This window comes from Novosphingobium sp. HNCC26DJ243, assembly GCF_057180545.1.
In genome coordinates this window covers 31,531-54,686 of record NZ_JBXUGN010000005.1, presented here as the reverse complement: position 1 = coordinate 54,686, position 23,156 = coordinate 31,531, and the positions used below count along the sequence as shown (strand labels likewise).

Annotated in this window: 22 protein-coding genes; 17 read left to right on the top strand and 5 right to left on the bottom strand. The window is 64.3% G+C overall.

The window, feature by feature from the left end; translation table 11 throughout:
- Positions 1-2 precede the first annotated feature (2 nt).
- Positions 3-1,250, bottom strand: coding sequence for an acetyl-CoA C-acetyltransferase (locus tag AC2A04_RS14430; protein ID WP_484213056.1), 1,248 nt, complete (start codon positions 1,248-1,250; stop codon positions 3-5).
- 133 nt (positions 1,251-1,383) lie between these two features.
- Between AC2A04_RS14430 and AC2A04_RS14425 the strand changes: the two genes are divergently transcribed.
- From AC2A04_RS14425 to trxB, 6 genes are all read left to right on the top strand, one after another.
- The gene (locus tag AC2A04_RS14425) at positions 1,384-2,583 is read left to right on the top strand and encodes a M20 metallopeptidase family protein (RefSeq protein ID WP_484213055.1); all 1,200 of its coding nucleotides are present in this window, start codon (positions 1,384-1,386) and stop codon (positions 2,581-2,583) included.
- A complete protein-coding gene (locus AC2A04_RS14420; RefSeq protein WP_484213054.1) occupies positions 2,580-3,014 on the top strand; it encodes a hotdog fold thioesterase in 435 nt (144 codons plus the stop codon). Before AC2A04_RS14425 ends, AC2A04_RS14420 begins: the two co-directional genes overlap by 4 nt.
- A 70-nt stretch (positions 3,015-3,084) precedes the next feature.
- On the top strand, positions 3,085-4,182 hold the full coding sequence (locus AC2A04_RS14415; RefSeq protein WP_484213053.1) for a PAS domain-containing protein: 1,098 nt from the start codon (positions 3,085-3,087) through the stop codon (positions 4,180-4,182).
- Positions 4,183-4,223: 41 nt separating this feature from the next.
- The gene (locus AC2A04_RS14410; RefSeq protein ID WP_484213052.1) at positions 4,224-4,568 is read left to right on the top strand and encodes a response regulator; all 345 of its coding nucleotides are present in this window, start codon (positions 4,224-4,226) and stop codon (positions 4,566-4,568) included.
- Between the two features lie 52 nt (positions 4,569-4,620).
- Positions 4,621-5,421 carry a tyrosine-protein phosphatase gene (locus tag AC2A04_RS14405; RefSeq protein ID WP_484213051.1) on the top strand — a complete coding sequence of 267 codons (801 nt, stop codon included), beginning with the start codon at positions 4,621-4,623 and terminating at the stop codon, positions 5,419-5,421.
- Positions 5,422-5,526: 105 nt separating this feature from the next.
- On the top strand, positions 5,527-6,495 hold the full coding sequence (gene trxB / locus AC2A04_RS14400; RefSeq protein WP_484213050.1) for a thioredoxin-disulfide reductase: 969 nt from the start codon (positions 5,527-5,529) through the stop codon (positions 6,493-6,495).
- On the opposite strand, the gene AC2A04_RS14395 is transcribed toward trxB, so the two are convergent.
- Genes AC2A04_RS14395 through AC2A04_RS14380 form a run of 4 tightly spaced genes read right to left on the bottom strand, consistent with a single transcriptional unit; the run spans position 6,467 to position 9,261 of the window.
- Positions 6,467-7,291 (bottom strand): hydrolase 1, exosortase A system-associated, encoded by an 825-nt coding sequence (locus AC2A04_RS14395; protein WP_484213049.1) that lies wholly within the window; start codon positions 7,289-7,291, stop codon positions 6,467-6,469. The genes trxB and AC2A04_RS14395 overlap by 29 nt on opposite strands.
- Positions 7,288-7,959, bottom strand: coding sequence for an alpha/beta hydrolase family protein (locus AC2A04_RS14390; RefSeq protein ID WP_484213048.1), 672 nt, complete (start codon positions 7,957-7,959; stop codon positions 7,288-7,290). The genes AC2A04_RS14395 and AC2A04_RS14390 overlap by 4 nt, the downstream gene beginning before the upstream one ends.
- Positions 7,956-8,225 (bottom strand): acyl carrier protein, encoded by a 270-nt coding sequence (locus AC2A04_RS14385; RefSeq protein WP_484213047.1) that lies wholly within the window; start codon positions 8,223-8,225, stop codon positions 7,956-7,958. The genes AC2A04_RS14390 and AC2A04_RS14385 overlap by 4 nt, the downstream gene beginning before the upstream one ends.
- Before the next feature lie 43 nt (positions 8,226-8,268).
- Positions 8,269-9,261, bottom strand: a complete 993-nt coding sequence (locus tag AC2A04_RS14380; protein ID WP_484213046.1) for a GNAT family N-acetyltransferase — start codon at positions 9,259-9,261, stop codon at positions 8,269-8,271.
- Between the two features lie 30 nt (positions 9,262-9,291).
- Between AC2A04_RS14380 and AC2A04_RS14375 the strand changes: the two genes are divergently transcribed.
- From AC2A04_RS14375 to xrtA, 11 genes are all read left to right on the top strand, one after another.
- Positions 9,292-10,818 carry an acyl-CoA ligase (AMP-forming), exosortase A system-associated gene (locus tag AC2A04_RS14375; protein ID WP_484213045.1) on the top strand — a complete coding sequence of 509 codons (1,527 nt, stop codon included), beginning with the start codon at positions 9,292-9,294 and terminating at the stop codon, positions 10,816-10,818.
- Positions 10,815-12,041 (top strand): pyridoxal-dependent decarboxylase, exosortase A system-associated, encoded by a 1,227-nt coding sequence (locus AC2A04_RS14370; protein WP_484213044.1) that lies wholly within the window; start codon positions 10,815-10,817, stop codon positions 12,039-12,041. Before AC2A04_RS14375 ends, AC2A04_RS14370 begins: the two co-directional genes overlap by 4 nt.
- 212 nt (positions 12,042-12,253) lie before the next feature.
- A complete protein-coding gene (locus AC2A04_RS14365) occupies positions 12,254-12,901 on the top strand; it encodes an XrtA/PEP-CTERM system exopolysaccharide export protein (RefSeq protein ID WP_311506832.1) in 648 nt (215 codons plus the stop codon).
- Positions 12,902-12,926: 25 nt separating this feature from the next.
- The gene (locus AC2A04_RS14360; protein ID WP_484213043.1) at positions 12,927-14,444 is read left to right on the top strand and encodes an XrtA system polysaccharide chain length determinant; all 1,518 of its coding nucleotides are present in this window, start codon (positions 12,927-12,929) and stop codon (positions 14,442-14,444) included.
- Positions 14,445-14,457: 13 nt separating this feature from the next.
- Entirely contained in the window at positions 14,458-15,423 is a 966-nt protein-coding gene (locus AC2A04_RS14355; protein WP_484213042.1) for a P-loop NTPase family protein, read from the top strand.
- Positions 15,420-17,138, top strand: coding sequence for a preprotein translocase subunit YajC (locus AC2A04_RS14350; protein ID WP_484213041.1), 1,719 nt, complete (start codon positions 15,420-15,422; stop codon positions 17,136-17,138). Before AC2A04_RS14355 ends, AC2A04_RS14350 begins: the two co-directional genes overlap by 4 nt.
- Before the next feature lie 18 nt (positions 17,139-17,156).
- Positions 17,157-18,407 (top strand): XrtA/PEP-CTERM system-associated ATPase, encoded by a 1,251-nt coding sequence (locus AC2A04_RS14345; protein WP_484213040.1) that lies wholly within the window; start codon positions 17,157-17,159, stop codon positions 18,405-18,407.
- A 28-nt stretch (positions 18,408-18,435) separates the two neighbouring features.
- Positions 18,436-19,311, top strand: coding sequence for an XrtA system polysaccharide deacetylase (locus AC2A04_RS14340; protein WP_484213039.1), 876 nt, complete (start codon positions 18,436-18,438; stop codon positions 19,309-19,311).
- Positions 19,308-20,363: a FemAB family XrtA/PEP-CTERM system-associated protein gene (locus AC2A04_RS14335; RefSeq protein ID WP_484213038.1), complete on the top strand. Its 1,056-nt coding sequence runs from the start codon at positions 19,308-19,310 to the stop codon at positions 20,361-20,363. Before AC2A04_RS14340 ends, AC2A04_RS14335 begins: the two co-directional genes overlap by 4 nt.
- Complete coding sequence (locus AC2A04_RS14330) at positions 20,360-21,592, top strand: TIGR03087 family PEP-CTERM/XrtA system glycosyltransferase (protein ID WP_484213037.1); 1,233 nt, start codon at positions 20,360-20,362, stop codon at positions 21,590-21,592. The genes AC2A04_RS14335 and AC2A04_RS14330 overlap by 4 nt, the downstream gene beginning before the upstream one ends.
- Positions 21,579-23,147, top strand: a complete 1,569-nt coding sequence (gene xrtA, locus AC2A04_RS14325; RefSeq protein WP_484213036.1) for an exosortase A — start codon at positions 21,579-21,581, stop codon at positions 23,145-23,147. The genes AC2A04_RS14330 and xrtA overlap by 14 nt, the downstream gene beginning before the upstream one ends.
- Positions 23,148-23,156 lie beyond the last annotated feature (9 nt).

The window sequence follows — 23,156 nt, the reverse complement described above, 5'->3', positions numbered from 1 at the left end:
GTTCAGATCCGTTCGATAATGATTGCAGGCGCCATTCCGCCTGCCGCACACATCGTGACAAGGCCGTAGCGCCCGCCGGACCTTTCAAGTTCATCGAGAGCAGTACCGATCAGGATCGATCCGGTGGCGCCGATCGGGTGGCCGAGCGCCATGGCTCCACCGTTGATGTTCACCTTTTCGCGATCAAGTCCGAGATCGCGGATGAACTTCTCGGCGACGACGGCAAAGGCTTCGTTGATTTCCCAAACGTCGATGTCGTCCTTGGTCAGGCCTGCCTTGGCCAGGGCCTTTTTCGCCGCCGGTACCGGGGCATTGAGCATCAGCGTCGGATCATCGCCCTGGTTGGCGTAGGCCACGATGCGCGCACGCGGCTTGAGACCATGCGCCTGCGCGTAGTCCGGGGACACGATCAGCAGCGCCGCCGCACCGTCGACCACGCCCGAGGAGTTTCCGGCGTGGTGAAAATGCTGGATCTCGACGTCGGGGTAGCGGCGGTTGATCTGCTTGCGGAACGTCGTGCCGCCAAGATCGTAATCGGCGAGGGCCGCAAAACTGGGCTTCAGCGCGGCCAGCCCCTCGGCGGTGGTTTCCGGACGCGGGAATTCCTCGCGGTCAAGCGCAACCGTGCCGTTGTCGTTATACACCGGCACGACCGACTTTGCGAAGCGGCCCTCCTTGATGGCAATGTCGGCGCGCTGCTGGCTTACCAGAGCCAGAGCGTCGAGCGCCTCGCGGCTGATGCCTTCGATGCTGGCAATCGCATCGCCGCATACGCCCTGATGCGATTGCGGATGGAGCGCGTCAAGCGCCACGTTGCCCGATCCCATGCCCATCGGCTTGATCCCGGCGTTCGCCTGCTTGGCGCCATGGGCGATGGTAAAGCTCATCATCTCGGTGCCGCCGGCGATCACGCAATCTTCCATGCCTGACATGACCGAAGCACAGGCAAGATTGACCGATGTAATGCCGCCGCCACAGAAGCGGTCAAGCGTGGTTCCGCTGGCCGTGATATCGTAGCCTGCGGCAAGGGCCGCCATGCGTCCGAGGTCGCCGCCCTGCTTGCCGACCTGCGACGATGTCGACCAAATGATGTCATCCACCGTCGACGTATCGAGATTGTTGCGGTCCTTCAGCGCCTTCAGGACCGTTGCCGCGAGGGTCTGCGGATGCAGATGCGAAAGCGCACCCTTGCCGGGCTTGCCAACCCCGCGGGGTGTGCGGACCGCGTCGATGATGTAGGCTTCGGGCATAACGAACTCTCCGACTTTTCTTTAATCGATCGATTAACGCTGCGGCCGGACTTGTGCAAGGGCAAAGGTGCAGGGTCGACAGGCCAGCCGCAACGTGCCAGCCTTTCGCAATCCCATCTCTCGAGAGGCTCCGATGCTTCATCATCAACTGCTCGAACAGGCGCGCGGATTTTCCGATGCGATCATCGCACTGCGCCGCGCAATTCATGCCGAGCCGGAACTCGGGCTGCAAACCCCGAAGACGCGCGACAAGGTTCGCCTGGCGCTTGCCCATCTGCCGCTGGAATGGCGAGAAGGGCCATCGACCACGGGACTGGTGGCTACGCTGAAGGGCAGGGCAGGCGAGGGCCGCCGTGTGCTTCTTCGCGGTGACATGGATGCCTTGCCGATGACCGAGGAAACCGGCCTGCCGTTCGCCTCGACCATTCCGGGCACGATGCACGCCTGCGGCCACGATACGCACACGGCGATGCTGGCCGGTGCGGCAGAGGTTTTGTGCGCGCGGGCCGACAGTCTGGCGGGCGAAGTGCAGTTCATGTTTCAGCCGGGAGAAGAGGGCTTTCACGGCGCGCGCTTCATGCTCGAAGACGGTCTGATCGATCCGCTGCCTGACGCTGCATTCGCACTTCATATCATGCCAAACAGTCCGCATGGGCTGGTGGCGGGGCGCACGGGCGCGCTGCTCGCTTCGGCCGACCAGTTCGACATCGTGGTCGAAGGACGCGGCGGCCACGCATCCATGCCGCACGACGCGCTCGATCCGGTGCCCGTCGCCTGTGAGATCGTGACCGCACTGCAGGCCGTGGTGACGCGCAAGTTCCCGGTGTCTGATCCTGTCGTGGCAACCGTGGCGAAGATCGAAGCTGGCACCGCACACAACGTGATAGCCGATCGCGTGACCATGCGGGGCACCATCAGAACGCTGTCCCAGGCCAACCGCGCGCGTATGCACGAAGTACTGACCCAGCTGGTCACGCATGTCGCCGCAGCGCACGGCATGAAGGCAGATGTGCGGATCACGCCGGGATTTCCGGTTACGGTCTGCGATGCTCGCGCGGTCGCGCTGGGCGAAAGCGTCGTTGGTGAATTGGTCGGCGACGAAGCCTTTCATCACCTCGACCATCCGATCATGGGGGCCGAGGATTTCTCCTATGTCCTCGAGAAAGTCCCGGGCGCGATGTTCTTCCTTGGCGTCGCGCACGAAGGCGTGGACTGGCGCTCGTGTTGCTCGATCCATTCGACGCGCATGATGGTCGACGAGAGCGTCCTTCCGCTTGGCACCGCCGTGCTGGCCGGCTGTGCCGAGCGCTTCCTTGCGACAGGCTTTGCATGATCTGGTGGAATGGCGAGATGCCGTCGATAGCGCGCCTCACGCGAGTAGGGGCGTCGACGATGGCGGCGCACTTGGGCATCGAGTTCCTTGATTGCGGCCCGGACTGGGTCAGCGCGCGCATGCCGGTAGATCACCGCACGCATCAGCCCTTCGGACGTCTCCATGGCGGGGCTTCGGTCGCCTTGGCCGAGACGATCGGTTCGATGGCCGGGGCAATGGTGGTCGATCCGACGCGCTTCCTGTGCGTCGGCATGGAGATCAATGCAAACCACGTCAGGCCGGTTCGCGAGGGCTGGGTGACCGGGACCGCCCGGCCCGAAGCGCTAGGGCGCACCACCCATGTGTGGTCGATCCGGATCGAGGATGCCCTTGGCAAACTGGTGTGCATATCGCGGCTGACTTTGGCAGTCATTCCGATCGATCAACGATAGTTCGAATTAACCTAACGTTTTCAGGAACCAAGCTGGGGCATCTGCATTGGAGGCGGCAGGTGCCCTAGACATGCAAGACAGAACGACTGACCACTATTCATCCGGGCGGCTTCGGACGGACCAAGCCCATACCGCCTTCGATCCCGCCGTTGCCCGGTTTCGCGAGCAGCATCCCGAGGACTCATTCGATGGGGCGTCCGGCGTGCTGTTCGAACAGGCAATGGCGCAGACCCGCATGGCAATCTGCCTGTGCGATCCGCACGAGACGGATTTGCCGATCGTGTTCGCCAACCGCGCCTTCCGCCACCTGACCGGCTATGAAGAGCACGAAATCATCGGGCGTAACTGCCGGTTTCTCCAGGGGCCGGGCAGCGACAAGAAGCAGATCCAGAAAATACGTCGAGCCATCGCCAACGAAGACGTCGTCGTCGTCGAACTGCTCAATTACCGCAAGGACGGCACAGCCTTCTGGAATGCGCTGCACCTTGGGCCCGTCTATGACGCCGAGGGCAAGCTGGTTTACCTGTTCGGCAGCCAGTGGGACGTCTCGGATGTCCGCACCGCCCGGGCGGACGAGCGACACGCGCGCGACCTTGCGCGCGAGCTTTCGCACCGCATGAAGAACATGTTCGCGGTCATCGGCAGCATCGTAAACTTCACAGGACGCATGCGCGGCATCGAACCAGAGGCGCGCGAGATCAACGATCGCATCCAGGCACTGGGCCGCGCCTATGAAACCACGCTGGACGATTCTCATCGCGGCACGGTCGAGGTGGGGCAGGCGATTCGTGCGGTGCTCGCGCCCTATGACCCCGATGGCACGCGTATCGCCTTTGAAGGCAATGGCCTGCGGTCAGACTTCGCCTCCGTTTCGATCCTTGGCCTTTCGCTGCATGAACTTGCGGTAGATGCGATCAAATATGGCGCGCTCGGCAGCGATCGCGGCCGTGTCGTGGTTGGCTGGCACAAGAATGGCACGCCAGATAATCCGGAGATCCGCATCGACTGGATCGAACAGGGCGGGAAGCCCCGTCAGTCGCTGCTCGGCGCTGGAGGCGGGATTATCGAGCGCATGCTGGAAATGGCCCGTGGCGGAATCGTTCGCGATTGGCACGGCGGTGGCCTGCGTGCGAGCCTCAAGATACCTTTGCGGCAGATGGCAGAATGACCGGGATGCATCCCTCCTCAACCGAACCGTGTCGCATTCTGGTGCTGGATGACGAACCTCTGATCCTTCTGGATCTGGAATTCGCGGTGGAAGACGCCGGTTGCAAGCCGCTGACGGCGCTCGATCTTGTCGAGGCGCTGAACATTGTCGAGAACAACGCGATTTCCGCTGCCATTCTCGACGTCTCGCTCGGCAAGGGCCAGACATGCGAGCAGGTTGCGCGAACCCTGGCCGCGCTAGGCGTTCCCTATGTCCTTCATACCGGCGATCTGGATCGCATGGACGAGGCCGTTCGCGGGCTTGGCGGAACGCTCGTCCCCAAGCCAACGCCTGCGGCGGTCGTGGTCGCGCGTGCGCTGGAACCCTTGAACCCTCCGTTGTCCTGACGGCTTGCCTGCAGCGTCCCAAGGCTGCAAGCGATAAGGCCGGAGGACCGGAATGCAGAACGACCATACCGACGGACGCGTAATCACCATGTCCGGTATCCATAACTTCCGCGATTACGGGAATTATCAGGCGCGCGCCGGACGCCTTAAGCGTGGAAAGCTCTGGCGTTCGGGCCAGCACATGGATGCCTCGCCCGATGATCTTGCCACGGTGCATGCCCTGGGCATCGCAACGGTGATCGATTTGCGCGGCGACAGTGAACGGGCCCAGAATGTCTGCGCGCGGCACCCGGAATTTACCGGCGAGGTCCTGTTCCATCCGGGCGAAACTGCCGGAACTTTCGGTCGTGCAGTCCATGAAGAGGGCGCAAGTGAAGTCCGCACCCCGGACGATGCCCGCCTTGCGATGCTGAGGCTTTATGAATCGCTGCCGTTCCGCCCTGTACTTGTCGGCACTTTCCGGCTCTTCATGAAGGCATTGGCCGAGCGCGATGCGCCAAGCCTGCTACATTGCCTGGCCGGAAAGGACCGTACCGGACTGGCTGCCGCTCTGCTCCATTCGCTGCTGGGGGTGCACCGCGATGACATCTTCAGTGACTATCTGCTGACCAACACCGCCGGAAACGCCGAAGCGCGCATTGCCGCCGGGGCGCGACACGTCCGCGAAGGCTTCGGCATCGAGATGAGCGATGAGGCGCTGCGCGTGCTGATGAGCGTCGAGGAGCAGTTTCTTGACCGGGCATTCCAGACGATCGAAGCGAAGCATGGTTCAATTGAGGCCTATGCCCGCGAACGTCTCGGTGTCTGCGTCCAGACGATCGCGCAAATCGAGCAGCGCCTCGTCGTCAGCTGAATCCCCGACAAGATATTCTGTTCGAACCTGCGGAAAAACCGGCCCAGCCGGACTCGCTTTTGCGCGGCACGAGCCTTATCTCGCTGGGCCTCTGGAGGAGTTCCCATGGCGACGACGCACAAGACCCGCATGCTCATTATCGGTTCCGGCCCCGCCGGTCTGTCCGCCGCAATTTACGGCGCGCGCGCAGGGATGGAGCCGATTGTCGTGCAGGGCCTCCAGCCGGGCGGACAGCTGACGATCACTACCGACGTCGAGAACTACCCTGGCTTCCGCGATGTGATTCAAGGTCCGTGGCTCATGCAGGAAATGCAGGCCCAGGCCGAGCACGTCGGCACCCGCATGATGTGGGACACGATCCTCGAGGTAAGCCTTGAGGGCTCGCCCTTCCGCGCCATCGGTGACAGCGGCGACGTTTATGAAGGCGATGTGCTCGTGATTGCCACCGGCGCGCAAGCCAAGTGGCTCGGCGTTCCAGGCGAACAGGAATTTTCGGGCAAGGGCGTGTCAGCCTGTGCCACCTGCGACGGGTTCTTCTATCGCGGCAAGAAGGTCGTGGTGATCGGCGGCGGCAACACCGCGGTCGAAGAAGCGCTCTATCTCACGAATCATTCACCCGATGTGACCTTGATTCACCGCCGCGATTCGCTTCGCGCCGAGCGCATCCTGCAGGACCGCTTGTTCGCGCATCCCAACGTCAAGGTTCTGTGGAATCAGAAAGTCGAAAGCTTTGTCGGCGAGGTTGGCAAGGGGCTGACAGGGGTCAAGGTCATCGACACGGTGACCGGCGCGGAATCGATCGTCGAAACCGACGGCGCGTTTGTCGCCATCGGTCACGCGCCGGCTACGGAACTGTTCAAGGGCAAGCTCGAACTCGACGATAGCGGCTACATCGTGGTCGAACCCGGCACCCCCAAGACGGCGATTCCCGGCGTCTTTGCCTGCGGCGACGTCATGGACCACACCTATCGACAGGCCGTAACGGCAGCGGGAACCGGCTGCATGGCCGCGCTCGATTCAGAGCGCTTCCTTGCCGAGCTTGATTTCAAGGCGACCCAGGCGGTTCCTGCCTGAGCAATCCGGGCCTGAGCAGTTCCAGAAGGCGCGCGAACAGCCATTCGCGCGCCGCGTCGTCCGAAAAGCTGTGCGAGTTGCTGGCGAGGCGCGCGATGCGGGAATCGGTCTTTCCCCATGCGGCCTCAAACATCTGCGCGGTCCTGTCTCCGTTTGCGAGCAGAATGGCAACGTCGCCCGAGAATGCGGCAAGACCGGCCTGCATCTCGGTCACCAATCCTGCGGGTTCGGGCGAGGGGGCAGAGGCCGCATCACGCAAACCCTTGGCCAGCTTGGCAAGATTTACGCCGCCCGTGACCAGCCGCCACAACTCGCGCGGATTGGTCAACTTGGCCAGATAACGGCTCCTGATCGCGGCAGCGGGCATCGCCTCGGGCGCTGCTTCGCCATCGATCGTCCAAGGGTTGGCCAAGGCGAGGCCATCGATCCGCAACGCTTGGGCAAACAGCATCAGCGCCGCTGCCGCATCACAGTTGCCGAATGCGACCACTCGCGTCACGTGCGGAGCCGCCGACCGGAAGGCTGCAAGCGCAGCCTCGATATCCGGTCCTGAATGCCGGAACGTCAAATTGTCGCCCGCGCTGTCGCCCACCCCGCGCCGGTCATAGCGGAACACCGGGAAGCCGGCTTCAGCGAGGCGCGCTGCCATTTGTGCCTGACCGCCCCAGGCGCCACTGCGCAATTCGTTGCCGCCGGAAATCAGCAGAAGACCTGCCGACCCGCTGGCTTCGCCGATGTCGAGCGTCCCGACCAGCGTCTCGCCTTCGCAGGCAAAGGTGAGGTGGCGGCGGCTCATGCGCCGAGATCCGCGACGATCAGTCGAGCAAGCGCGGCCGATTGCTCGGGTGCAACAGCGGGCTCGGCCCGCAGCCACAGGCCGCCGCCGCCCAGCTCGGCCTGTGCGATCAGGCGCTGGCCTTCGATCTGCGGCAGGGCATCCTGCAACCCGGCGATCAGCGAAGCGCCACAGCGGTAGCCAGCCAGTTCAAGTCCCTCGGTCCGCCCGATCTCGAGCAGGCTTGCGCTGTCCTCGTGGCGGCCCGCTTCGCGCGCTGCGATCGTTCGCGCGCGCAGCAACTGGCGCAGAATGGCGGGACCTTTGGCAGGTTCGAGGACCCAACCCGGTAGTGCGTTCGGAAAGACCAGCGCGCCGCCGCGGACGGCAAGAACATCGGTCGCGCGGAAATGATTTGAGGCGTGCTGCATGGCAACGCGCCAGCCATGGACGCTCTGCGCGGCGAACTCTTGTGTGCTTTCGTTGCAGCCGGGAAGGTCGGGCAGGAAACTGTCGATCCCGGCTTGATCCAGCAATCGCATCGTATCGACGAGCATCCGGCGCAGGCGGTTTGCTTCGTCGAAGAGCGCAGGAACGATCAGCAACCGGTGCGTGCGGACACGGTCGAAGGCCAGCGCATATTCCTCGCTCTGACCCGAAGGGCCGGGGCAGGGCCAGCCTGCGATCACCCCAGGGTTCTCTGCGAGACCTTGGCCTCGAGGAACGTCAGCAGGTTGCCATAGGATTCGAGAAGTTCGCCATCGACGTCGTCGTCCTCGATCACGATATCGAGACGGTCCTCGATTTCGGTGAGCAGACCGGCCACTGCCATCGAATCCAGTTCGGGCAGGTCACCGAACAGGCCAGTGGACGCATCGAACGACGCCACACGGTCTGCCGAAAGGCCAAGCACGTCCGAAAGGATCGTGCGCAGGGTGCTGTCGGTGTCGTTCATTTCTGCCCTGAAAGATCGAAGAAGGACGGGTGCAACTGCGCCCTTAACCATCGCGGTTTGCGGAAACAAGGGGTTGGAGCATCTGGCGCGCCAGTGCGCGTGCCAGCGAGGGCCAGTGACGGACTGCTGATGGGCGCCAGGCGCGTATGCGCCAGCGGGAGCGGACCGTGTCCATCCAGTCGCGCTTGTAGGGATCGTCGCCAGTCCCGAAGTCGACCAGATCGACGCGATCCTGGTCGATGACGTGTTCGAACATTGCGGCAGTGAGCAGTGTTCCGGGCGACTGTTTGCGGAAACGTTCGTCATGCGCCAACTTGTGGATGAACGCCGTTCCGTTTTCGACCGTCCAGAATTGCGCGGCGACCGGCTGGCCCTCAATCTCGGCAATGCCTAGCCGCAAGCGACCTTGCGCGCCATCGGCTGTGGCCCATTTGCGCAGGAATTCCGGGCTGCCTTCGCCCGGTTTCCAGCTCAGTTTGTACACGGTCTCGTAGGCTTCCCAGTCGGCATCGCAGAACGCTGTGGCGATCCGCAGCGCGACTTCGCCTTTCCGACCCTTGCGCCTTACCGTCTCGCGAAGCGCGCCGGGACGGGTTGACCAGTACTCGGCATGGCTGCGACCGCGAACGTCCAGAACGTGGTTGGCATCGCAAGGCTCGGACAGGACGAACCACCCTGCCTTGCGCAGGGCGGAGCCCAGAGCGACCGCATCATCCTCGCGCATCGGCGCGAAGTGCGCGCGTCCATGCGGGATCGCTGTAGCAATGGCCGGAAGCAGGCTCCGCTCGCCCACAGGTGCGACGAAAAAGTTGTACCAGTTGGCAAGCGGCTGCACCTGGCCATCAGCGTCAAACCACGGCAGCGCCGCGATGCGCTCGCCGTCTGCGGCGACGCTGACTTTAGCCTTTGCGGGATCGAGGCATTCGGCTGCCAGAAGGTCCAGCCAGTCAAGCCGCTCGAAGGGCGATCCGCATGCCAGTGCAACAAGGCGCGGGTCCGCTTGCGCTTCATTAAGACTGGCGTGATAGACGTCCAAATCGCAAATCCCTTGCCGAGACCCCGCAGCGTGCCCGCCGATCCCGATCCAACCGTTTATCCGCTCGATCATCTTGTCCTGCGCGGGGCAGGTGATGCGCCTGCGCTTGTGCTCAGGCACGTGACCCATAGCTACAACTCGTTAAATGCGCGTGTAGGCCTGCTGGCGGGATGGCTGCGGTCAAAGGTGGGCACGCCGGGGGCGCGCATCGCGACGTGGCTGCCCAAGACCGAGCTTGCCTGCCTCATGCCCTTGGCTGCGGTCCGGGCAGGTCTGGTCCATGTGCCGGTCAATCCTTTGCTCAAGCGCGCGCAGGTTTCCCATATCCTGGCTGACAGCGGGGCGTCACTGCTCATCTCGAACAAGGCACGGCTCGAAACGCTCGAGCCGGGTGATGCCGCTTGCCCGATCATTGAGGAAGCTGCCGCCTGGTCAGAGGCCGGGGCCTTGGGCAAAGTCCTACCGCCCTCCGACGCCGCGTCCGACAGTCTCGCCGCTATCCTCTACACCAGTGGCTCGACCGGCCGACCCAAGGGCGTCATGCTCAGCCAGGCGAACCTCTGGCTCGGTGCGGTCAGCGTTGCGCATTACCTTGCGATTGCCCCGCAGGACCGGGTTCTCGCGGTGCTGCCTCTCGCTTTCGACTATGGCCAGAACCAGCTCCTCTCCACCTGGCATGCAGGCGGATCGGTCGTGCCGCTCGACTACCTGACGCCGCGCGACGTGGTAAAGGCCGTGGCGCGCCACGGCGTGACGACAATCGCCGCCGTGCCGCCGCTATGGCTGCAACTGGCCGAACTGGATTGGCCCGAGGATGCCGCCGCGTCGCTCATGCGCCTGACCAACAGCGGCGGAGCACTTACGCCCTCGCTGGTGCGCGCGTTGCGAACCAGGTTCCCGCAGGCCCGCATCTATCCGATGTACGGCCTGACCGAGGCCTTCCGTTCGACCTACCTTGACCCGTCATTGGTGGACGAAAATCCGACATCGATCGGCAAGGCAATTCCTTTTGCCGAGATTCTCGTCGTCAATGACAGCGGCAACGAAGCCGCGCAGAATGAGGAAGGCGAACTGGTCCATACCGGTCCGCTGGTCGCGCAAGGCTACTGGCATGACGCCGAGCGCACTGCCGAACGATTCAAGCCCGCGCCGTCGTTTTCAAAGCTCGGCGGCATGGCCGTCTGGTCGGGCGACCGGGTGCGGCGTGATGGCGATGGCCTCCTGCACTTCGTAGGACGGCGCGATGCGATGATTAAGACCAGCGGCAACCGCGTCAGCCCGCAGGAGGTCGAGGAGGCCGCCGTGGCAACGGGCATCGTGGCCGAGGCCGTCGCGCTTGGCCTGCCTGACCCGCAACTGGGGCAGGCGATTCACCTCGTGGCTCGTGAAAATGCCGGGGCGTCTCGCAACGACCTGATCCCGGCGCTGACCAGGGCCTTGCCCAACTTCATGGTGCCGCGCCACGTCCACTGGCGCGAAGAAATGCCGGTCAGCCCCAATGGCAAGCTCGACCGGGTTGCGCTTGGGCTCGAACTGGCCAAGGAACAGGGGGCATGAAACCGCTCGGCCCAATCCCTCCCGGTTACGCCGCGATCGACGGCGAACTTGCCATTGCCGGACACAAGGCGTCCGATATTGTCGCGCAAGTCGGCAGAACACCGCTGTTCGTTTATTCGCGCGACTTGTTGACCCAGCGTGTTGCGACCTTGCGTGCAGCGATGCCCAGCCGCCTTGCGCTGCATTATGCGGTAAAGGCCAACCCTTTCGGGCCGGTCTTGCAGCACATGGCGGGGCTGGTCGACGGGTTCGACATAGCTTCGGGCGGGGAACTGGAACTGGTCCGCGCAGGCGGCATCGAGCCCTCGCGCGTAAGCTTTGCCGGGCCCGGCAAGCGCGATGTTGAACTTGAGGCGGCCATCACGGCAGGCGTCACGCTCAATCTCGAATCGGAAAGCGAAGCCGCGCGGGCGCTGCGGATTTCAGCGCGTCTGGGCATTGCGCCGCGCCTTGCGATCCGGGTGAATCCCGATTTCGATCTCAAGGGATCGGGCATGAAGATGGGGGGCGGTGCCAAGCCTTTCGGGATCGATGCCGAGCGCGTGCCTGCACTTGCACGGCTGCTGATCGCAGAAGGTGCCGAGTGGTGCGGCTTCCACATCTTTGCCGGAAGCCAGGCGCTGTCTGCCGATGCGATCATCGAAACGCAGGGCCAGACGCTGGAACTCGCCGCCCGCCTTGCGGAGCTGGCCGGTGCTCCGCTGCCCAAGTGCAATCTTGGCGGCGGCATCGGCATACCGTACTTTCCGGGCGATGAACCGGCGGACATCGGCAAGATCGGGGCAGCCCTCGGCGAACGCTTCGACAATCTGCCCGACGTCCTGACAGACACCGCCTTCTGCATCGAGCTTGGTCGCTATTTCGTTGGGGAAGCGGGCGTTTATCTCGCCACGATCGTGGATCGCAAGGAAAGCCATGGCGAGATATATCTCGTCACCGACGGGGGCCTGCATCACCAGTTGGCCGCCAGCGGGAATTTCGGCACGGTTGTCAGGCGCAACTATCCCAGCGCCATCGCCACCCGCTTTGGCGCGGCGATTGAGGAAGAGGTGAGCATCGTCGGTTGCCTGTGCACGCCGCTTGATCGGCTGGCCGACAAGGGGGGCTTCCCTCGCGCCGATACCGGCGATCTGGTGGCAATCTTCTGTGCCGGTGCCTATGGTGCCAGTGCCAGTCCGGCAATGTTCCTGGGACAGGGACCTGCGGCGGAAATTCTTTTGTAACAAAGTGATGCCGCAGGTGCGTTAACCTGTGACGTAACGGCAGTCCCGTATCGGGACAGCGGCAAATGGCTGCTTGTGGCCGCGCCCCTGCCAATCAAGGCTAACGCAATCTTCACCCTTTTTGGCGATAGCCGGTGATGAATTGCGGTTCTGTGTCCCACGCCCGTCTTATCGGTGCGCGGCCCAGGTCCCGCAGCAGACAAGGACAGGCCATGCCGTTGAATTCGCGCGTTACCCGTATGCTTGCAGGCACGGCCATGCTGAGCCTTGCCCTCTCGGGATGCGGCGGCGTGGGCGGAGGGCAGCAGCTACCGCCGGCCTCATTCGTGGCGCTTCAGGAAGGCCCGGGCGAGGAATACGTGATCGGACCGCTCGACGAGCTGACCATCTTCGTCTGGCGCAATCCGGAACTCGGCGCATCGGTGCAGGTCCGTCCGGACGGGCGCATCACCACACCTCTGATCACCGACATGCCGGCAGTGGGCAAGACACCCTCGATGCTGTCGGAAGACATCAAGCTCCAGCTGTCGCAATACATCCAGGAGCCGATCGTCTCGGTCATCGTCAACAAGTTTGCGGGCACCTTCAGCCAGCAGGTCCGTATCGTGGGGGCGACCGAAAAGCCCGCCTCGATTCCCTTCCGCGCCAACATGACCCTGCTCGATGCGATGATCGCGGTGGGCGGGCTGTCCGAGTATGCCGCAGGCAACAAGGCGCGGCTGGTCCGCTTCGACAAGCAGTCGGGCAACCAGAAGGAATATGCCGTGCGCATCGGCGATCTGCTGCGCAAGGGCGATACCAAGGCCAACGTGCTGCTGATGCCCGGTGACGTGATCATCATCCCCGAGAGCACGTTCTGAGCGGCGGGCGGGGGACAGGGCGGCCATGACCAACATCTACGAGGAAGTGCGCATCGCGCTCCACGGCATCTGGCTTCGCCGCTGGGTAGCGCTCGGCATTGCCTGGGCGGTGTGCATGCTCGGCTGGCTGGTCGTCGCGACCGTGCCCAACAGTTATGAGTCCAAGGCGCGCATCTTCGTGCAGATCGACGACGTTCTGGCCGACCAGATCGGCATCGGTGGCGATCGCAAGCGCGACATCGAACGCGTGCGCCAGACGCTGACCAGCTCGGTCAATCTCGAGAAGGTCATCCGCGCCACGCGGCTGGGCGACAAGGTCACCAGTGACAAGCAGATGCAGGGGGCCGTCGCCGGCCTCGGCAAGCGCGTGACCGTCGTCAGCCAGCAGGACAACCTGTTCGAAATCACCGGCACGGCCGGTGGCGGCGGCTTCAACGATGCCGAGAACGCCAAGCTTGCGCAGGATATCGTCCAGAAGATGATCGACATCTTCCGCGAGGAAAACCTTGCGGGCGGGCGCGGCGAGATGACCGACACGCTGGCCTTCATGGACCAGCAGCTTTCTCAGCGGAAACAGGCGCTCGAAGCAGCCGAACTCAAGCGGACCGAGTTCGAGGGCAAGAACGCCGACATGATCCCCGGCAGCGGCTCGCTCTCGACCAAGCTCGAGGCGGCGCGCGGCGAGATGCGCGATATCGAATCGAACCTGCTAGCGGCCCAGAGCGCGCTGGCCTCGATCAACGGCCAGCTTTCGGGCACGCCGCAGACCATTGCCATCCCCGGTGTTCAGGGTGGTGCCAAGGGTGCGCTCGCCCAGGCGCAATCCGATCTTGGTTCGATGCGCGCGCGCGGCCTGACCGACAGCCATCCCGACGTGATCGCCGCCAAGGCGCAGATCGCCAATCTCCAGCGCTCGGCCCATGCCGAAGGCCCGGGTGGCGGCGCGCCGAATCCGGCCTACAGTTCGCTCATCTCGATCAAGGCCGATCGTGAGGCCAGCGTCGTCGCGCTGCAATCGCGCAAGGCCTCGCTCCAGGGCGAAGTCGCGCGTCTTTCAGCACAGCAGTACGGCGAGCCCGCGATCGCGGCCGAAGCATCGCGGATCAATCGCGATTACGACGTGCTCAAGGAACAGTACGACAAGCTGCTGCGCGATCGCGAGGCGCTGCGCCTGCGCGGCCAGGTCGAAACCGAGCGCGACGCCGTCAAGTTCGAAGTGATCGATCCGCCGACGATGCCGACCGGCCCTGCCGCGCCCGACCGTCCGCTGCTGCTGATGCTCGTGCTCGTCGTCGGCATCGGTGCGGGCTGCGGCGGTGCCTTTGCGCTCGGCCAGCTCAAATCGGCCTATTCCACCACCGGCCAGCTTGAGCGCGCCACCGGCCTGCCCGTGCTTGGCTCGGTGTCCGAGGCGCTGACCCGCGCCGCGCGCGCCCAGCGGGCCAAACGCATCAAGTGGTTTGCCGGCGGTTTTGCCGGGTTGTTCGTCGTCCTGTTTGTCCTGCTCGGCATCGAGATGCTGAAGCGCGGCATGGTGGCATGAGGGGTATGGGCCGATGACCGACCAGAGCAAGATCCCCGTCCCGCCTTCGGGTCCCTCGCTGATCGAGCGCGCCTCGGGCAGCTTCGATTTCCGCACGCTGACGCGCCCGCCGATTGCGGACCTTCCGCCTGCGCCCGAACCCGTGGTGCCCAAAGCAGCGCCCGCACCTGCGTTGGTGCCGCAGCCCAAGGTCGCCACGCAGTTCGAAACCACCTTGCCGCAGGCCGATCCGCAGCCATTCCGCGGCACCTATCACGTGATCGATCGCGCTCACCTGCGCGAACAATGCCTGATCGAGCCCGAGAGCGCCGTTACCGGCCTGCTCGAGGAATTTCGCATCGTGAAGCGCCAGCTTCTGCGGACAGCCGCCGATTCGCGCGAAGGCAAGGGCGCGCCCCATGGTGAGCGCATCCTGATCTGCTCGGCCCATCCGGGCGAGGGCAAGACCTTCTGTTCGGTTAACCTCGCGCTCTCGATCGCCGCCGAAAAGGACAATGAAGTCCTGCTGGTCGACGCCGATTTCGCCAAGCCCTCGGTCCTCTCGACCCTCGGCCTGCCTGGCGGACCCGGACTGATGGACGCGCTGGCCGACCCGACGATCGCCGTCGAGGACTGCATAATCGGCACAGACATTGCCGGGCTTTTCGTTCTGCCTGCCGGCAATGCGACGGGATCGGACACCGAATATCTCGCCTCGACGCGCACGGACGAAGTTTTCGCGCGCCTGACCAGCCATGCGCCCAACCGCATCGTCATTTTCGACTCGCCGCCCGCGCTCGCCGCATCGCCTGCATCCGTGCTCGCCAAACATGTCGGACAGACCGTCATGATCGTCCGCGCCGATGTGACCGGCGAGGCCGCGTTGCGCGATGCGGTGCAACTGCTGGGCGCATGTGACGACATCAAGCTCCTGCTCAACGGCACCCGCTTTTCCACGACGGGCCGCCGCTTCGGCACTTACTACGGATACAAGGAATGACCCGTCCTGTGATCCTGGCCCGCCACATGCTGGCCGCGGGCGCCGCGCTCGCTGTGTTCGGCGTGCAGCCGCTGCACGCGCAGACCATGCCCTACGAGCCGGTCGACGGCGATGCCGCGTCATCGTCTGAAAAGTCGGAAGCGCGCGGCGGCCACACGCTGCGCGGTGCCGGTGGCGGTGCGCGCACCACGATCCGTCCCTACATCGAAGCGACGCAGAGCATTCTTTACGAACTTTCGCCCGGCGACGAGGTGCTGACCTACAGCACGATCGCGGCCGGCGTGGACGTCGCGCTCAACGGACGGCGCACGCAAGGCGCGGTCTCGGTGCGGTACGAGCGCCGCTTCGGGCAGGGCAACGACCGTGTCGCCAATGGCGATACCCTCTCGGGTCTTGCCCGGGTGAAGCATGATCTCGTGCCGCGCACGCTCTCGATCGAGGCTGGCGGCCTGGCCGCACGCACCCGCACCGAGGCCAGTGGTGCATCTACGCTCAATCCGCTCGCCAATGGCGATGCGGTAAGTCAGGTCTATTCGCTCTACGCCGGGCCTTCGCTCTCGACTCACGCCGGAGATGTGGCGTTGAAGGGATCCTACGCGCTGGGTTACACGCGGGTCGAACAGAAGGACGCGCTGCAACTCGCACCGGGTCAGGCGCGCACAGACATATTCGACGATTCGTTCTCGCAGTCGGCACAGGTTTCTGCCGGCATCGCGCCCGGCACGGTCCTGCCTGTCGGCATCACCGCGACCGGGGCGTTCTACCAGGAAGACATCTCGAACCTGGACCAGCGCGTGCGCGACATGCGCGCCGGGGTACAGGTGACCTATCCCCTGACCATGGATCTCGCCGTAATCGGCGCGGTCGGTTACGAAGACGTAGAGGTTTCCTCGCGCGATGCGGTCCGCCTTGCCAACGGCGATCCAGTCATCGGCAACGATGGCCGGTACGTTACCGACAAGTCGAAGCCGCGCCAGCTTGCCTACGAGACCGATGGTCTCACCTGGGATGCAGGCGTCATGTGGCGACCGAGCCGCCGCACGGCCCTGTCCGCGTTCGTCGGTCGTCGTTACGACAGCATGACCTACTACGGCAGCTTCTCGTACAATCCCAACGACCGCAGTTCGCTCACCGTTTCGGCCTTCGACAATGTCTCGGGCTTCGGCGGGCAGGTGACCCGCGCGGTGCAGGACTTGCCGACCGACTTCCAGGTCAACCGCGATCCGTTCAACGGCCAGATCAGCGGTTGCGCCATCGGCACCCAGAGCGGGGGCTGCGTCAACAACGCGCTGTCCTCGGTTTCCTCGTCGGTGTTCCGCGCGCGCGGCGTCAACGCCACCTATTCGCACCGCATCGGCCGCATGCAGGCCGGGATCGGTGTCGGGTACATGCGCCGCAAGTATATCGCGCGCAGGGATTCGGTTCTGGGCGCTGCAAACGGCCAGGTGGACGAGAGCTTCTATGTCGACGCCGGCCTCAGCGGTCCGATCGACCGCCGTTCCAGCTTCGGCGTTTCGGCTTATGCCGCATGGTTCCAGAGCGGAGCCTCGAGCCTTGGCGACGTGACCACGGTTGGTGCCAACGCGTCCTATTTCCGCAATCTCACCGATCGCCTCGTAGCGACCGCGGCCGTCGGTTTGGATGCTGTTAACCGTAAAGTGATTGAAGATGAAGTAATCGCATCAGGCCTTGTCGGCCTGCGCTATTCCTTCTGATGCCCGGAGACGGCCTCGATGTATGATGAATTCTATGGCCTGACCGGCCGCCCGTTCCAGCTGACGCCCGATCCGCGCTTCTATTTCGAGAGCGGAACGCACCGCAAGGCGCTGTCCTATCTCGGTTATGGGCTGGCACAGGGCGAGGGCTTCATCGTCATCACCGGCGAAGTGGGCGCGGGCAAGTCGACGCTGGCTGCGCACCTGATGGCCTCGGTCGACCGCCAGCGCCTGACGGCGGCCCAGATCGTGACCTCGTCGCTTGATGGCGAGGAACTGATCCACGTTGCCGCGCGCGCCTTCGGGCTTGAAGTCGCAGGCCACGACAAGGCATCCGCGCTCGCGCAGATCGAAGCGTTCCTCCACCGTGAGGCACGTGAAGGCCGGCGCTGCCTGCTCGTCGTCGACGAATCGCAGAACCTTTCGGTCGAAGCGCTCGAAGAGCTGCGCATGCTCTCGAACTTCCAGCTTGGCGCGCATCCGTTGCTGCAGATCCTGCTGCTCGGTCAGCCGGAATTCCGCACGCTTCTGCAGACCTCGAGCGAACTTGAGCAGTTGCGCCAGCGCGTGATTGCCTCGCATCATCTCGATGCAATGGAACCCGGCGAAGTCGGGGCCTACATCGAACATCGCCTCGCTTGCGTCGGCTGGCAGGGCAATCCTGCTTTCGACCAGCGGGTCTATGCCGATCTTGCCAAGGCCAGCGGCGGCGTGCCGCGCCGGGTCAACCAGATCGTCAATCGCCTGCTCCTGATGGGTGCGGTCGAGCAGCGTCCGCATATCGATGCCGCGATGCTTCAGGCCGTGCTTGCCGATCTTGCTGGTGATGGTGCGGTCAGCGCTCCGCAACAGGTCGTGACGCCCGTTCCTGCCGCGCAGGCACCCGTCGCCGAATTTGCACAGGCCAATCCGGCAGCTGCTGCGCCCGTTTTCGACGACAGCGCATGGCGCGCAGCCTTGGCCGAGCGCGACGAACAGATTGCCGAGCTGCAGCAGGCGATCATCGAACTGGCCGACATGCGCCCTGCCGCCGCAGAACTGGTCGCTGATCCAGCAATCCTGGAGCAACTTGCGCAGGCCAATCGCCGCATTGCGGCGCTCGAAGCGCGCGATGGTGATGAAGAAGTCATCGCCGCGCTGGAAGAGGCCCAGCGCCGGATAGCAGCGCTCGAGACGCGCACTGTCGAGCAAGAGCAGGCGATCCGCCACACGCTCACCATGCTGATCGAATGGATCGAAGCCGAAGACTTCCACCGCGCCGCTGCCTGACGCGGAGCAACACGGGGACTGTAGTACGATGACCGCGCCGTCCGTCCTCAACGGACTTTCCGTCGACGTCGAGGACTGGTTCCAGGTCGGCGCGTTCGAAACGGTGATCGACCGCAAGGATTGGGACGGGCTCGATTGCCGCGTCGAGCGCAACTGCGCGCAGATCCTCGATCTTTTCGATGCCGCAGGCGTGAAAGGCACGTTCTTCACGCTCGGCTGGGTGGCGCAGCGCTACCCGGCAATGATGCGGCGCATCGCCGATGCCGGGCATGAGATTGCCAGCCACGGCTGGGACCACGCCCGCGTTTTCGCTTTGGGCCGCGAAGCCTTTGCCGAGGACATTTCACGCGCACGCAAGGTGCTTGAGGACACGACTGGCCAGCACGTGACTGGATACCGCGCACCTAGCTTCTCGATCGACGCCCGCACGCCCTGGGCGCACGAGGTTTTGGCCGAACACGGCTACGTCTATTCTTCCTCGGTCGCACCGATCGTCCACGACCATTACGGCTGGCGCGAGGCCCCGCGATTTGCATTTCGCCCGGTCGATGGTGCCGACTTTATCGAAATTCCGGTAACCACCGCCGAAGTCGCCGGACGACGCATGGCTGCGGGCGGTGGCGGATTCTTCCGGCTGCTGCCCTATTCGGTGTCGCGCTGGGCGATCCGGCAGGTCAATCTGCGCGATGGCCGCCCTGCGGTGTTCTATTTTCACCCTTGGGAAATCGACCCCGAACAGCCGCGTCCCGCCAGCGCTCCGCTAAAATCCCGCCTGCGGCACTACACCAACCTTGATGTCATGGCGGCAAAGCTGTCGCGGCTGGTCCATGAATTCCGCTGGGGCCGCATGGACGAGGTTGCGGCAATCGAGGCTGCGCACACCCCTGCGAAGATAGCAGCATGAACGCACCCTTTGTGCCTTCGCGGATCGCTGTCCGCCTGGCCGATCCGGGAGACCGGGGAGCCATCGCCCGGTTCCTGGCAGAGCATCCCGAGACGACCGCCTTCCACCGTCTCGAATGGCTTGACGCTGTGGAACGCTCGACCGGCCATCGCGCGCATGTTCTGCTTTCGGAGCAGGACGGCGCGATCCGCGCGGTGCTGCCACTGCACGAAGCCCACAGCCCGCTGTTCGGACGAGCCTTGGTCTCCACCGGCTTTGCCGTCGGCGGTGGCGTGTTGGGCGAGGCTGACCCGGCGCTGTTTGCTGCCGCGCAGGAACTCGCCGTACGCTTGCAGTGCCCCAGCCTTGAATTGCGCGGCGGTCCGCTGACATTGGTCGAGGGCTGGCACGTGAAGACTGACAGCCACGCAGGCTTCGTCACTCCGCTCGCCACCGATGAGGAGGCGCAACTACTTGCGATACCGCGCAAGCAGCGCGCCGAAGTGCGCCGGGGCCTTGGCCACGCCATGGAAATCTCCATCGGCACAGACGCAAAGGCGCGCGCCACACACTACGCCGTCTATGCTGAATCCGTGCGCAATCTCGGCACGCCGGTTTTCCCCAAGGCGCTGTTCGATGCGGTGATGGATTCATTCGGCGACGATGCCGACATCCTCACGGTTTCGCATGATGGCAAGCCGCTTGCCTCGGTGCTGAGCCTCTACCATCGCGGTGCGGTCATGCCTTATTGGGGCGGCGGAGTGTTCGCGGCGCGTGCGATGCGCGCCAACGACGTGATGTATTATGCGCTGATGAACCATGCGCGCGGACGCGGCTGCGATCGTTTCGACTTCGGGCGTTCGAAAACCGATACCGGCGCTTATCATTTCAAGCGCAACTGGGGCTTCGAGCCGCAGCCCTTGTCCTATGCCAGCTGGACAGCAGATGGTGTGCCCCCGCGTGACGTCAATCCGCTCAGCCCGCGCTATCAGGCCAAGATCGCGGTGTGGCAGAAATTGCCGCTCGGAATTGCCAACCGCTTGGGGCCGCTGATCGCACGCGGTCTGGCATGAGCGAAGTCCTGTTCATCGCGCACCGGATTCCGTTTCCGCCCGATCGTGGCGACAAGATCCGCTCGTGCCACATCCTGCGGCACATTGCCGCCTTGGCGCCAGTTCACGTCGCCTGCTTTGCCGACGATGAGGCGGATCTCGCCTACGAACCCGAACTCGCCGCCGTTGCGCAAAGTCACTGCCTAGTCCGACGGTCCAGGCCTTTGCCCGTTGCGGGGCTACAGGCGCTGGCAATGGGCAAGCCTGTCAGCCTCACGGCTTTCGCAGACAAGGCCATCCACGCCTATGTCGCGCAGGTTCTGGCACAGCGACCGATCTCTGCGATCTACGTCTTTTCCGGTCAGATGGCGCAATATGTCCCGGCGTCCTTTGCCGGGCGCACGGTCATGGATTTCGTCGATGTCGATTCGGCCAAGTTCGAAGCCTATGCCGAGGCGGCGGGCTTTCCAGCCGATATGCTTTACCGGCGCGAGGCCCGGCTGCTCAGCCGCTTCGAAAGCCGGACAGCCCTTCGAGCAACCACCAGCCTGCTCGTCACCCCGGAAGAGGCAGCATTGTTGCGCTTGCGCATGGGAGTGGCCGATCGGGCTGATGTCGAAGCACTTGGCAACGGCATCGACACCGAATTCTTCGATCCCGCAGGCACGCTGCCCGCGCCCGAAATGGCGGGCGAGGGGCCGCAGATCAGCTTCACTGGCCAGATGGACTATCCGCCCAATGTCGCCGCCGTGGAAATGTTCGCCCGTGAGGTCATGCCCGCAATACGCGGCATTTTTCCCGAGGCGCGTTTCAACGTGGTCGGGCGCGCACCTTCGGGGCCAGTCCGCGCGCTCGATGGCGTGAACGGCACTCGCGTGACCGGGGCCGTGCTCGACGTGCGTCCGTGGATCGTCGGGGCCGATCTGGTTGTCGCGCCGCTGACGATCGCGCGCGGTGTCCAGAACAAGGTGCTCGAAGCCATGGCCATGGCAAGGCCGGTCGTCGCCACGCCGCAGGCCGCTACCGGCATACCGGCGCGCGACGGATATGAACTGCTCGTCGCCGAGGGGGCGGATGCCCTCGCGCGTCAGGCGCTTGGCCTGCTGCACGATCCGGTCCGCGCGGCCAATATCGGTCAGGCCGCGCGCGCTTTCGTGATAGATCATTGTGGCTGGGACCATGTACTTTCCCCGCTTGCCGGTCTGCTGGGATTTTCCGATGACGGCGGAGGTGCCCGTGTCGCTGCGTGATACGGCGGGCGAGGCGCCTCTGGCGCGCGCGTGGCAGGCGATCCCGGTGACGTGGCGACGCCCGCTGGCGCTGCTCTGCCTCGCGTGGGTCGGCAACATCGCGCTCTTTTCCGCTGACTGGCGTGCCATGGCGATGCAGTGGTGGGACAGCTCGACCTACAACCATGTGCTTCTCATCCCGTTCATCCTCGGCTGGCTGCTTTCGTTGCGCTGGCGCGAGGTCGGGCGACTCGAGCCGCAAGGGTGGTGGCCGGGACTGGTGCTGTTCGGTGGAGCGGGTTTCATCTGGCTGCTGGGCAGTTTCGCGGGTCTCTCCATCGCCTCGCAATTGGGCGTCGTGCTCATGGCTCAGGCGAGCGTACTGACGCTTCTGGGCCTGCGCGTGTCCGTCGCCATGTTGTTTCCGCTTGCCTACATGCTGTTCCTCGTTCCGGCCGGCGACGAGCTGATCCCCGCGCTCCAGACCATTACCGCGCAAATCACGATGGTGCTGCTCGATGCAACCAACGTCCCCGCGCATATCGAAGGCGTGTTCATCACAACGCCGGGCGGCTATTTCGAGGTCGCCGAGGCCTGTTCTGGCGTGAAATTTCTCATCGCGATGATCGCCTATGGCGCGCTGGTCGCCAATGTCTGCTTCCGCGCCTGGCCGCGCCGCATTGCGTTCATGGCCCTGAGCGCGATCCTGCCGATCCTAGCCAACGGTGTGCGCGCCTGGGGAACAATCTTCATCGCCGAACACCGCGGCATCGAGTTTGCCTCGGGCTTCGATCACATCTTCTATGGCTGGATATTCTTCGCGCTGGTCATGGCGCTGGTCATGGCCATCGCCTGGCGCTTCTTCGATCGCGCCATCGATGATCGCATGGTCGACGTCGAGGCCGTCACCGCCAATCCGCTGCTTGGCCGTCTGACTGGGCGTGGCCTGTCGCAGCCGCGCGGGCTCGCGATCATGGCGGCGCTCGCGCTCACCTTTACCGGCTGGGGCCTCTGGGCAAGTCGCCTCGAAGCGGCTGTACCTGCCCAGTTGCATCTGCCGCAAGTCGCAGGCTGGCATCAGGTCGATTACGCACCGCTTGCCCCGTGGCAACCGCTACATACCGGTGCGGATCACGTGTTGCTCGGACGCTATCAGGACCCCGCAGGACACATCGTCGACGTATCCTTTGCGCTTTACGCGGCGCAGGGCGATGGCCGCGAGGCGGGTGGCTTCGGGCAGGGCGCACTTCCCCTCGATGGTGGCTGGGCGTGGGAAGCGTCACCTCCTGCGCTTGGTGGCGGCCACGCCGACCGCATCCAGACCGCAGGGCCGGTGCATCGCCTCGCCGAGACCTGGTATCGCTCGGGCAGCCTGCTGTCTGGCAGCAATAGCCAGCTGAAACTGCGCAATATTCTCGACCGCCTGTTCCTGCGCAGCCCCACCACCGCCACGCTGATCCTGTCCAGCGAGGACGGTTTGCCCGGAAATCCTCCCGCCGATGCCTCGATCCGCGCCTTCCTTGCCGCCACCGGACCGGTAGAAGCATGGATGGACCGCGTCGCCAGCGCCCGCTAGGTCCTGTTC

Excerpts from the sequence above, each read along its gene's own strand:
- AC2A04_RS14415 (WP_484213053.1), top strand. The coding sequence starts at position 3,085 with ATGCAAGACAGAACGACTGACCACTATTCATCCGGGCGGCTTCGGACG.
- AC2A04_RS14355 (WP_484213042.1), top strand. The coding sequence starts at position 14,458 with ATGACCGACCAGAGCAAGATCCCCGTCCCGCCTTCGGGTCCCTCGCTG.
- AC2A04_RS14340 (WP_484213039.1), top strand. The coding sequence starts at position 18,436 with ATGACCGCGCCGTCCGTCCTCAACGGACTTTCCGTCGACGTCGAGGAC.
- AC2A04_RS14365 (WP_311506832.1), top strand. The coding sequence starts at position 12,254 with ATGCCGTTGAATTCGCGCGTTACCCGTATGCTTGCAGGCACGGCCATG.
- AC2A04_RS14420 (WP_484213054.1), top strand. The coding sequence starts at position 2,580 with ATGATCTGGTGGAATGGCGAGATGCCGTCGATAGCGCGCCTCACGCGA.
- AC2A04_RS14335 (WP_484213038.1), top strand. The coding sequence starts at position 19,308 with ATGAACGCACCCTTTGTGCCTTCGCGGATCGCTGTCCGCCTGGCCGAT.
- AC2A04_RS14330 (WP_484213037.1), top strand. The coding sequence starts at position 20,360 with ATGAGCGAAGTCCTGTTCATCGCGCACCGGATTCCGTTTCCGCCCGAT.
- AC2A04_RS14395 (WP_484213049.1), bottom strand. The coding sequence starts at position 7,291 with ATGAGCCGCCGCCACCTCACCTTTGCCTGCGAAGGCGAGACGCTGGTC.
- AC2A04_RS14370 (WP_484213044.1), top strand. The coding sequence starts at position 10,815 with ATGAAACCGCTCGGCCCAATCCCTCCCGGTTACGCCGCGATCGACGGC.
- trxB (WP_484213050.1), top strand. The coding sequence starts at position 5,527 with ATGGCGACGACGCACAAGACCCGCATGCTCATTATCGGTTCCGGCCCC.
- AC2A04_RS14360 (WP_484213043.1), top strand. The coding sequence starts at position 12,927 with ATGACCAACATCTACGAGGAAGTGCGCATCGCGCTCCACGGCATCTGG.
- AC2A04_RS14345 (WP_484213040.1), top strand. The coding sequence starts at position 17,157 with ATGTATGATGAATTCTATGGCCTGACCGGCCGCCCGTTCCAGCTGACG.
- AC2A04_RS14430 (WP_484213056.1), bottom strand. The coding sequence starts at position 1,250 with ATGCCCGAAGCCTACATCATCGACGCGGTCCGCACACCCCGCGGGGTT.
- AC2A04_RS14405 (WP_484213051.1), top strand. The coding sequence starts at position 4,621 with ATGCAGAACGACCATACCGACGGACGCGTAATCACCATGTCCGGTATC.
- AC2A04_RS14385 (WP_484213047.1), bottom strand. The coding sequence starts at position 8,225 with ATGAACGACACCGACAGCACCCTGCGCACGATCCTTTCGGACGTGCTT.
- AC2A04_RS14350 (WP_484213041.1), top strand. The coding sequence starts at position 15,420 with ATGACCCGTCCTGTGATCCTGGCCCGCCACATGCTGGCCGCGGGCGCC.
- AC2A04_RS14425 (WP_484213055.1), top strand. The coding sequence starts at position 1,384 with ATGCTTCATCATCAACTGCTCGAACAGGCGCGCGGATTTTCCGATGCG.